Source organism: uncultured Brevundimonas sp. (assembly GCF_937870815.1).
Classification (GTDB): Bacteria; Pseudomonadota; Alphaproteobacteria; order Caulobacterales; family Caulobacteraceae; genus Brevundimonas.
The window spans coordinates 1-9513 of record NZ_CALMZS010000155.1; the positions used below are offsets into that span (position 1 = coordinate 1).

The 9513-nt window shown below is 73.8% G+C and carries 9 protein-coding genes; 4 read left to right on the top strand and 5 right to left on the bottom strand.

The genetic code is table 11. The annotated features are described in order from the left end of the window. A partial coding sequence (argF, locus tag Q0588_RS10030; RefSeq protein ID WP_298745814.1) for an ornithine carbamoyltransferase occupies positions 1-723 on the top strand: 723 nt, incomplete at its 5' end. 5 nt (positions 724-728) lie between these two features. Here the strand turns inward: argF and Q0588_RS10035 are convergent. Then, positions 729-938 (bottom strand): hypothetical protein, encoded by a 210-nt coding sequence (locus tag Q0588_RS10035; protein WP_298745815.1) that lies wholly within the window; start codon positions 936-938, stop codon positions 729-731. 221 nt (positions 939-1159) lie between these two features. On the opposite strand from Q0588_RS10035, the gene Q0588_RS10040 reads away from it, so the two are divergent. The 3 genes from Q0588_RS10040 (at position 1160) to Q0588_RS10050 (ending at position 5734) form a co-directional block, all read left to right on the top strand. Continuing rightward, positions 1160-3883, top strand: a complete 2724-nt coding sequence (locus tag Q0588_RS10040) for a hypothetical protein (RefSeq protein ID WP_298745816.1) — start codon at positions 1160-1162, stop codon at positions 3881-3883. Between the two features lie 121 nt (positions 3884-4004). Further along, positions 4005-4928 carry a sulfite exporter TauE/SafE family protein gene (locus Q0588_RS10045; protein WP_298745817.1) on the top strand — a complete coding sequence of 308 codons (924 nt, stop codon included), beginning with the start codon at positions 4005-4007 and terminating at the stop codon, positions 4926-4928. Further along, a complete protein-coding gene (locus Q0588_RS10050) occupies positions 4925-5734 on the top strand; it encodes a TIGR02186 family protein (protein WP_298745818.1) in 810 nt (269 codons plus the stop codon). The genes Q0588_RS10045 and Q0588_RS10050 overlap by 4 nt, the downstream gene beginning before the upstream one ends. A gap of 16 nt (positions 5735-5750) precedes the next feature. Here the strand turns inward: Q0588_RS10050 and hisC are convergent, their stop codons facing one another. From hisC to Q0588_RS10070, 4 genes are all read right to left on the bottom strand, one after another. Continuing rightward, entirely contained in the window at positions 5751-6839 is a 1089-nt protein-coding gene (gene hisC, locus Q0588_RS10055; RefSeq protein ID WP_298745819.1) for a histidinol-phosphate transaminase, read from the bottom strand. 15 nt (positions 6840-6854) lie between these two features. Next, a complete protein-coding gene (locus tag Q0588_RS10060; RefSeq protein WP_298745820.1) occupies positions 6855-7538 on the bottom strand; it encodes a hypothetical protein in 684 nt (227 codons plus the stop codon). Further along, positions 7538-8578 carry a DUF2125 domain-containing protein gene (locus tag Q0588_RS10065; RefSeq protein WP_298745821.1) on the bottom strand — a complete coding sequence of 347 codons (1041 nt, stop codon included), beginning with the start codon at positions 8576-8578 and terminating at the stop codon, positions 7538-7540. Before Q0588_RS10065 ends, Q0588_RS10060 begins: the two co-directional genes overlap by 1 nt. Beyond that, the coding region (locus Q0588_RS10070; RefSeq protein WP_298745822.1) for a helicase C-terminal domain-containing protein at positions 8575-9513 on the bottom strand (939 nt) is incomplete at its 5' end. The genes Q0588_RS10070 and Q0588_RS10065, both read right to left, overlap by 4 nt.

The window sequence follows — 9513 nt, forward strand, 5'->3', positions numbered from 1 at the left end:
GACGCCGCCATCCGCCAGCTGGGCGGGGCCTCGATCATCGCCAACGCCGGCGACATGCAGCTGGGCCGCGGCGAGCCGGTCGAGGACACCGCCCGGGTGCTGTCGCGCATGGTCGACGCGGTGATGATCCGGGCCAACGACCACGAGGACGTCGAACGCTTCGCCCGGGTCGCCACGGTGCCGGTGATCAACGGCCTGACCGACCGGTCGCACCCGTGCCAGATCCTCGCCGACATCATGACCATCGAGGAGGCCCGGGGCCCGATCGCCGGCAAGACCGTCGCCTGGGTCGGCGACGGCAACAACGTCTGCCACAGCTTCATGCATGCGGCGCCGAAGCTGGGCTTTCACCTCAACGTCGCCTGCCCGCCCGACTACCATCCGGACCTGCACGACCTGGCCAGGGGCGGAAACCACGTCACCCTGACCGGCGACCCGCGCGAGGCCGTCGCCGGCGCCGACGTCGTCGTCACCGACACCTGGGTGTCGATGGGCGACCAGGACTATGAGGCCCGGCTCGAGGCCTTCGAGGGCTATGGCGTCGACGAGGCCCTGATGGACGCCGCGGCATCCGACGCCGTCTTCCTCCACTGCCTGCCCGCCCACCGCGGCGAGGAGGTCACCGACGCCGTCCTCGACGGCCCGAAGTCGCTGGTCTGGGACGAGGCCGAGAACCGCATCCACGCCCAGAAGGCGGTGCTGGCCTGGTGTTTCGCCGGCTGAGCCGGTCAGGCCGCGGGCCGCTGCGGCATTCCGAGCAGGGCGGCGACATGGACGATCAGCAGGAAGGCCGCCGCCGCCGCCAGGACCATCACCAGCCGCCACGGGACCATGCGGACGCCGCGATGCGGCTGCGACGGCCGGGCCCCGCGCCAGCCGGCGAAGAGGGTCAGGGCGATCGCGGCGCCCAGCAGGGCGAGGGTGACGGTCAGGCTCATCCGCGCCAACTGGCCCGCCGGCGGCCCGCGCGCAAGCCGCCGGAGTCCTTTCCCGCCCGTTAATCTTCACGAGGCGTTAACGGATGCGGCCGGAGACTCTCCGTCGGTGTACGGGCTTTCCACAGGAAGATGGGCCAGCCCCTACATCTTGGGGTTAACCGCACGTTTACACCCCTGATCTGGATGGGTAGCGTTCGAGTCGAAGGTCGGGAGACGAATCAGTGAGCGCAGCCGCGCCGTGGAGCGTAAAGGGGATCGAACCCCGGGCGCGCGAGATCGCCAAGGACCTCGCCCGTCGCTCCGGCATGACCCTGGGCGAGTGGCTCAACACCATGATCATGGAAGACGGCGACGACGAGGAGGGCGTGGTGCCCCTGTCGCGCCGCCCCCACGCCGCCGACAGCTATGAGCGCCGCTCGCGCAGCCGCCGGGTCGACGACGCCTATGGCGCGGGCGAGGAGCCGTGGCAGCGGCTCAGCGCCTCGATCGACGCCATCGCCGGTCGTCTCGAGGCCGCCGAGCGCCGCTCGACGGTGGCCATCCAGGGGGTCGACCAGGCGGTCTCCGGCCTGGTCCGCCGCCTCGACGGCCAGGACGAGGCGGCCCGCTCCTGGGGGCGGCGCATCGACGACATCGCCGAGGAGCTGCGCGAGGGCCATCGTCGCCTGCGCAAATTCGAGCAGGAGGTCGGTCCGCAGACGACCGAGACCTTCGGCAAGGTCGAGACCACGCTCGGGGCCCTCGCCGGCCGGCTCTACGACATCGAGGAGCGCCAGCGCGGCAGCGTCAACGAACTGCGCCAGCGCATGGATGTGGTCGAGAAGATCGCCGGCCCCGGCGTCGGCGCCGATCTGCTGGCCCAGGTCGGCCAGAGGCTCGACCAGGCCCAGGGGCGGACCACCGAGGCCCTGCGCGGCCTCGAACGCTCGTTCGCCGAACTGGACCGGCGGCTGCGCGTCGCCGAGGCCCGCGTCGAGCCGGAGGGAGCCCGCGAGGCCGCCCGCTTCGAAAAGCTGGCCGAGACCCTGAGCCGCCAGGTCGAGGCCAACCGGGCCGAGATGATGCGCCGGATGGACTCGGCCGAGACCGAGGGCCGGATGGACCGCATCGAGCGGGCCGTCCTCGCCATCGGCGACCAGGTCAAGGCGTCCGAGGAGCGTTCGGCCCGGGCGGTCGAGGCCATGGGCCGCGAGGTGCTGCGCATCGCCCAGAACCTCAACGGCCGCGTCGGCAGGATCGAGGCCGAGGCCCCGGTCCGCCTCGAGAAGCTGGGCGAGACCCTGACCCGCAAGGTCGAGGCCGACATGGGCCGTTTCGCCCAGGGCCTGGAGCAGCGCCTGGTCGCCGCCGACGACCGCCACGCCCTGGCGCTCGAGAAGCTGGGCGGCGAGATCACCCGCATCTCCGACCGGCTCAGCGAGCGGATCGCCCAGTCCGAGCGCCGCTCCCAGCAGGCGCTGGAGGACATCGCCCGGCGCCTGGCGGACAGTTCGAACAAGATCGAGCAGCACTATGACCGCGCCTCGGGCGAACTGGCCGAGCGCATGCGCCTGTCCGAGGAGCGCACCGCCGCCCTGATCGCCGAGGCGCGCGAGAACATCGGCCGCCGCGCCGACTCCGTCCCGCCCGCCGGCGGGGCCCGGCCCGACTGGCGCGCCGCCGCCTTCCCGGATGCGGCCTTTCCCGACGCCCTGTTCGACAACGGCTTCGACGATCCGGTCTTCGCCGAGCAGCAGGCCTGGTCGGCCGGTCTCGCCCCGCCCGAGTCCGGGCCGGACGACGGCGCCGGCGAGGCGGCCCCGACCGCCGGCGCCGCGCCCTCCGCACCGTTCGGAAGCCTCGCGGCGGACCCCCCGCGGGCCGGGGAGGCCCAGCCGGCGCCGGCCGCCGCCTCCGGCCCCGCCGCCCCGGCTCAGCCCTCGTTCGGCCAGGGCTTCGGCGGCGCGGACGTGTCCGACGCCCTGGCGGCCACGGCCCCGGCGACCCTCGACGGCGGCCACGAGGATTTCGCCGGCGAGACCGATTTCGTCGACCCGCGCGCCCTTCGCGCCGCGGCCGCCCAGGGCCGGGCCTCCTCCACGCGCCAGGCCATAGACGCCGCCCGCGCGGCCATGACTCCGCCGGAGGAAGCGCCGGCCCGGTCCGGATTCGGACTCAAGCGCGGCGGCAGGTCCAGGCTCCAGGAGCGGCTCGACAAACAGGCGGCCCGGGGCGGAGACACGATCCGCAAGGCGTTCGGCGCCTCGGCCGTGGCGGTGCTCCTGACCGCCGGGGGCGCGGCGGCCTTCGGCGAGCTGACCGGCGCGGGCTTCCGCCTGCCGGGGCTGGAGGGATCGGGTGCGGACGGCGACGGCCCGGCCGTCGCGGCGCTCGCCGCCGTTCCCGCCGCGCCCTCGCCGGAGGACCGGGCGCGCGGCGCCGAGCTGTACCGCCAGGCGATCGAGGGTCTCGACGCCGGCGAGGCGGCGGGGATCGAGACCCTGAAGCAGGCCGCCGGCCTGGGCCATGCGCCGGCCCAGCTGCACCTCGCCAGCCTCTATGAGGAGGGCGCGGAAGGGCTGGCCGCCAGCCCGGCCGAGGCGCGGGCCTGGGTCCGGCGCGCGGCCGAGGCCGGCGACGCTCGCGCCATGCACAACTACGGCATGTACCTGTTCGAGGGCGTCGGCGGCCCGCCCGACCGGGCCGAGGCCCTCCACTGGCTGCGCCGGGCGGCGCAGGGCGGGCTGGTCGACAGCCAGTTCAACGTGGCCAAGCTGTACGAGACGGGCGAGGACGGCATCGAGGCGGATCTGGCGGAAGCCTACAAATGGTACCTGATCGCCGCGCGCGCCGGGGACGGCGACGCCCGGGAGGCCGCCGACCGGCTCCGGACCGGCCTGCCGGCGGCGGAGCGCGGCAGGGCCCGGGCCGCCGCGGACGCCTTCCAGGTCGAGCCGCTGGCCTGACCCGGTGGTCCGGCCCGGCCATTTCCGCGCATACGGTGGCGGTGGCCGCGGCGTGCGTATAGGACAGATTCACCGTCGCCTTACCGGCGCCTAGCCTCAGTTCCAGCCGAAGGCGCGTCCTTTGGATATCTATCTGCCGATCGCCGAGGTTTCGGTGAACTGGCCGCTCCTGGTCCTGCTGGGCGCGACGGTCGGATTCGTGTCCGGACTGTTCGGCATCGGCGGCGGCTTCCTGATGGCCCCGGTCCTGATCTTTCTCGGCATTCCTCCGTCGGTCGCGGTGGCCAGCCAGGCCAGCCACGTGGTCGCCTCCTCGACCTCGGGCGTGATCAGCTACACCCGCCAGAAGGCGGTCGACTACCGTATCGGCGGGGTCATGGCCGCGGGCGGGGTGCTGGGCGCCCTGGCCGGGGTCGAGCTGTTCCGGTACCTGCGCCTGCTCGGCCAGGCCGACCTGGCCGTGGCCCTGTCCTACCTGCTGTTCCTCGGCGTCATCGGCGCCCTGATGCTCTACGAGAGCCTCGGACAGATCCTTCGCCGCATCCGCGGCGAGGTCACGCCGCACAAGGAGCGGCGCCGGCCGCTGTGGCTGTACGGCCTGCCCCTGCGCATGCGCTTCCCCCGCTCCGGCCTCTACATCAGCGCCATACCGCCCTTCGCCCTGGGCGCCTTCGCCGGGGTGCTGTCGGCGATCATGGGGGTGGGCGGCGGCTTCATCCTCGTGCCCGCCATGCTCTACGTCCTGCGCATGAAGGCCGGCGTGGTGGTCGGCACCAGCCTGTTCCAGATCATCGTCACCACGGCCATGACCACCATCCTCCAGGCCGGCCGGAACCAGACCGTCGACATCGTGCTGTCGACCATCCTGCTGCTCGGCGGCGTCGTCGGCGCCCAGTATGGCGCGCGCTGGTCCGGCCGCTTCCGGGCCGAGGAGCTGCGCGCCGTGCTCGGGCTCATCGTGCTGCTGGTCGGCATCCACATGGGCCTCGAGCTGTTCGTGCGGCCGTCCGAACTGTTCGGCTTCGCCCCGGGGGCGGCCGAATGATCCAGGCCCTGCCGCCGCCGCCGCCGGCCGTCGAGGCCCCGGCCCCCGAACGCTCCGCCGCCACCCAGCGCCGGCTGCGGGTGGCCGCCGCCCTCACCGACGCCCGGGTCAGCGTCGACTCCAGCTTCCGCGGCGCCTCGATCGTGCTTTACGGAGCTGTCTTCAACCCGGGCGACGAGCCCGCCGACGTCGTGGTCGTGGTGCGCGGCCCCGACGCGCCCGTGCGTCTGGTCAGGAAGACGCGCAGCATGGGCGTCTGGCTCAACAGCCGGCCCGTGGTGTTCGAGGGCGCACCGGGCTTCTACATGACGGCCTCGACGCGGCCCCTGGCCGACATCGCCGATTTCGGCCAGCTGCGGCGCCTCGGGGTCGGGGTCGACCACCTGCGCATCAATGCGCCCGAGGAGAGCCGGACCGTCACCCGCTACGGCGTCCGCGACGTCGTCGTCAGCCGCCTCGGCGAGGACTATCTCGAATGGCGGCGCGCGGTGATCCGCCTGCGCGAGGCGGCGGCCCTGTACAACACCGATCCCGAGGGCGTCCGCTTCGTCGATCGCGGCCTGTTCCGCGCCGAGATCGAACTCCCCGCCGTGGCCCCGACCGGCCAGTATTTCGCCGAGGTCTGGCTGTTCCAGGACGGCGACCCGGTCTCGGTGTCCAACCTCACCCTGACCGTCGAGAAGGTCGGCGTCGAGCGCCAGATCTTCGAGTTCGCGCACAATCGTCCGTGGACCTACGGCGTCCTCAGCGTGGTGCTGGCGGCCCTCACCGGCTGGGGCGCGAGCCGGATCTTCCGGCGCGAGTGAGCCGGGCGGCCGCCGGTCAGATGGCCGCGAATTCGCTGAGGGCGTCCAGCACGGCGCGGTTCTGGTCTTCCGTGCCGATGGTGATGCGCAGGGCTTCGGGCAGGCCGTAGCCGCCCACCGGGCGGACGATGACGCCCCTGGAGTTCAGATAGGCGTTGGCCCGCTGCGCCTGGTCCGGGTCCCTGAAGCGGATCAGCACGAAATTGCCGGCGCTGGGCAGCACCTCGAAGCCGAAGCCGCGGATGGCCTGGGTCATGCGCGGCCGCCAGCTGTGGACCAGGTCGCGCGAGGCCTGCTGGTGCGCCTCGTCGCCGAGGGCGGCGACGGCGGCCTCGATGCCGGGCACGGAGACGTTGAACGGCAGGCGGATGCGGTCGACCGCCTCGGCCACCTTCAGCGGCGCATAGCCGAAGCCGATGCGCAGGCCGCCGAGGCCGTGAATCTTGGAGAAGGTGCGGGTGACGACGACGTTGGCGCTGTCGCGGGCCAGGCCGAAGCTGGTCTCCCAGTCGGGCTCGGTGACGTATTCGGCATAGGCCTCGTCGACGACCAGCAGGATGTCCGGCCGCAGCCCCGCGTGCAGCCGGCGGATCTCGTCGCCGGTATTGTAGCTGCCGGTCGGGTTCGACGGGCTGGAGACATAGACGATCCGGGTGCGCTCATCGACCTCGGCCAGCAGGGCCTCCGGCGTGGCCTTGAACGCCGGCTCGGGGGCCAGCCTGACCGAGGCCTGGTTGGCGAGGGCGCTGATGCGATAGGCCAGAAAGCCGTACTGGCCGGTGACGATGTTGTCGCCCGGGGTCAGGTAGCACTGGTTCAGCAGGGCGAAGACCTCGTCCGAGCCGTTGCCGAAGATCAGCCGCTCGGGCTCCAGGCCGTGATGGTCCGCGACCGCGGTGCGCAGCTTCGTCGCCCGGCCGTCCGGATAGACGTGGATGTTGCGAACCGCCGCCTCATAGGCCTCGCGCGCCTTCTGGCCCGCGCCCAGCATGTTCTCGTTCGACGACAGCTTCATCGGCTCGGCCACGCCCTCGATGCGCGACTTGCCGCCGACATAGGCGGCGATCTCGAGGATGCCGGGCTTGGGCGCGGGCGCGTCGGTCATGGCGGGGGCTCGATCTCAGAAAACGGGGGCGGCGCCGATCACGCCGCTCAGGTCGCCGGGCGCGCCGTTCAGCCGCGCGTCGTCGGCCTGCACATAGCCCGCCAGCATGAAAAGCTTCAACCCGCCCGCGGCGATCAGCGGATCGGCGGCGAGGCCCGCTTCGCCGAGACGGCGGACGATGCGGGCCTCCGCCAGGGGACTGTCGGTGACCCAGAAGGTGCGGTCGCCGCCGGTCGGCCCCGGTCCGGCGGCCTGGACCAGCAGGGCGCGGGGCAGGCCGGGGCCGTGGTCCGGCAGGGCGCCGACCACCCGCAGCCGGGGCTCGGCCAGCAGCCGGCCCCACCAGGCCGAGGCCGGCGCCAGGTCCAGCAGCGCCCGTCCGGCCTTGCGGGCGGCGGCCAGGGCGGCTTCGGGGGTCGCGGCCATGCGCGCGGTCAGGCCGAACCGGTCCGAGCCCAGCACCTGGCTGGCCGGGCCCCAGACGGTCAGCGCCGCGCCGGTCGCGGAGTCGAGCCGGCCCAGAACGCAGCGGGCGGCGGCCGCTTCCGCCGGTGCGAGGCCGGCCAGGGCGCGGCGGAGGGCGATGGCCTCGATCTCGGGCGTCGGATGCGGCCCGGCGGCGAGGCGCGCCCGCACCGCCTCGGCCACGGCGCGGTCCAGCGCCTGCCGCTCGGGGTCGGGCTCGGGCGTCGCCGGCATCAGAACAGCTTCGGCGCCGGCGCCAGGGCGAAGGGACCCAGCCAGGTGCGGCCGTCCCGGAACAGCAGCACCAGGTCGACGGGCCGGTCGTCGTCCACGCCGGCCGCCGCCGCGGCCCCGGCGGCCCCGGCCCGGTCGACGGCGCCCGAGCGCGCCCCGGCCAGTCCGGCGATGGCCTCGCCCGGGCGTTCGGCGGTCAGGGTCAGCCGGCCCTCCAGCCGCCCGTCGCCGCGGGCCCGGAGCGCGTCGCTGGCCAGCCGGGCGCTGCTCTCGCCCGCCTGCAGCCGCCCCTTGACGGCCGTGAACCGGCCGCCGGCCGCCGTCCAGCTGGCGAACACGCCGGCGCGGTCGACGCCGCGCAACCGGCTGGCCTGCTCGATCGTGGCCTCGACCTCGGCCGACAGCCGCCCCTGCCGCGTGGCCCCTTCCACGGGTCCGCCGGCGCGCCCGCGGCCTTCGGTCAGGCGGAACAGCACATCCATCTCGTCGGTCGCGGCCTGGCCGTCGGTCAGGTGCGGCCGGGTGTAGAGTTCGATCCGCTCGGCCGCCGCCAGCGGGAACGGCTCGGCCCCGGCCACCGGCGTGAAGGTCGACCGCACCAGCTCGATGCGCAGATCCGGGAAGCGGTCGCGCAGATGGCTGACGCTCAGACGCAGGGCCTCGCCCTCGATCGCCACCTGGCCCTTTCCGGCCCGCGTCAGGATCAGGCCGTCCGGCGCCAGCAGGACCCAGTGGCCGGGGTTCCAGGCGCTGGCCTCCGCCACCAGTTCGGGCGCGGCCACGCCGTGTCCCGACGGCGCCATGACGTCGGCGGCCGGGAAGGCGACGCGGACGCGGAACGGCCAGCCGGTCACCGAGACCGGCTCGTGCTTGACCTGCCAGCCCGCCCGGCGCAGGCCCTCGGCCTGGACCGCCAGCCGGGTCTCGACGCGATCGGCCAGATAGAACCACCAGCCGGTCCAGACGGCCAGCGACAGGCCGACGATCGCGAACGGTCCGATCAGGCCGCGGCGGGAATGGCGGGGAGGCGTCTGGCTCATGGCCGCTCCTTATCAGATGACAGGAACGCGCCAACCAGGTCGACGGCTTCGGCCAGGCCCATCCGCCGCACCTCGGTCCCCGGCGGCAGGCTGGCGAACAGCCGGGTCGGGGCGGCGGCGTCCAGCATGACGAAGACCCCCTTGTCGTCGGCGCGGCGGATCAGCCGGCCGAAGGCCTGGGCCATCCTCGCCCGCGCCAGGGCGTCGTCGAAATTGCGCCCGCCCGCCCCCTCGCCGCCGAACCGCGCCCGCCGGGCCCTGTGCAGCAGGTCCGGGCGCGGCCACGGCACCCGGTCGAAGGCGAGGATGCGCAGGCTCCGCCCCGGCACGTCGACCCCGTCCCGCACCGCATCGGTGCCCAGCAGGCAGGAGTCCTGCTCGGCGCGGAACACATCGACCAGGGCCCCGACCTCAAGCGGATCGACGTGCTGGGCGTAGAGCGGCAGGCCGTGTTTGGCCAGGTCCGGGCCCAGCCGTTCATAGACCGCCTTCAGCCGCCGGATGGCGGTGAACAGCCCCAGGCCGCCGCCGCCCGCCGCGAGGAAGAGTTCCCGCATGGCCGCCGCCGTCTGGCGCGCATCGTCCTTGACCAGATCGTTGACGACGATGACCCGGCTGTTGGCCGCATAATCGAACGGACTTTCCACCTTCAGCGTCCGCGCCGGCTCGATCAGCCGCGCCGCGCCGGTGCGCAGCCGCGCCATGTCGAACGGATCATCCGAGTTCGGATCGGACAGGGTGGCGCTGGTCACCAGCACCCCGTGCGCCGGCATGATCACCGCCGCCTCCAGCGGCACGGTCGGATCGATCCAGTGGCGGCGCAGGGCCACGTCCATGATTCGCCCGAAGGCCGCCTCGGCCGACAGCCAGTCGAGGAAGTCGGGGTCCGGCTCGTCCGACGAAACCTCCAGCGCCGCCAGCATCGAGCGCCAGCC

Coding starts and splice junctions, on each gene's coding strand:
- Q0588_RS10035 (WP_298745815.1), bottom strand. CDS start 938: ATGAGCCTGACCGTCACCCTCGCCCTGCTGGGCGCCGCGATCGCCCTG.
- Q0588_RS10050 (WP_298745818.1), top strand. CDS start 4,925: ATGATCCAGGCCCTGCCGCCGCCGCCGCCGGCCGTCGAGGCCCCGGCC.
- hisC (WP_298745819.1), bottom strand. CDS start 6,839: ATGACCGACGCGCCCGCGCCCAAGCCCGGCATCCTCGAGATCGCCGCC.
- Q0588_RS10060 (WP_298745820.1), bottom strand. CDS start 7,538: ATGCCGGCGACGCCCGAGCCCGACCCCGAGCGGCAGGCGCTGGACCGC.
- Q0588_RS10065 (WP_298745821.1), bottom strand. CDS start 8,578: ATGAGCCAGACGCCTCCCCGCCATTCCCGCCGCGGCCTGATCGGACCG.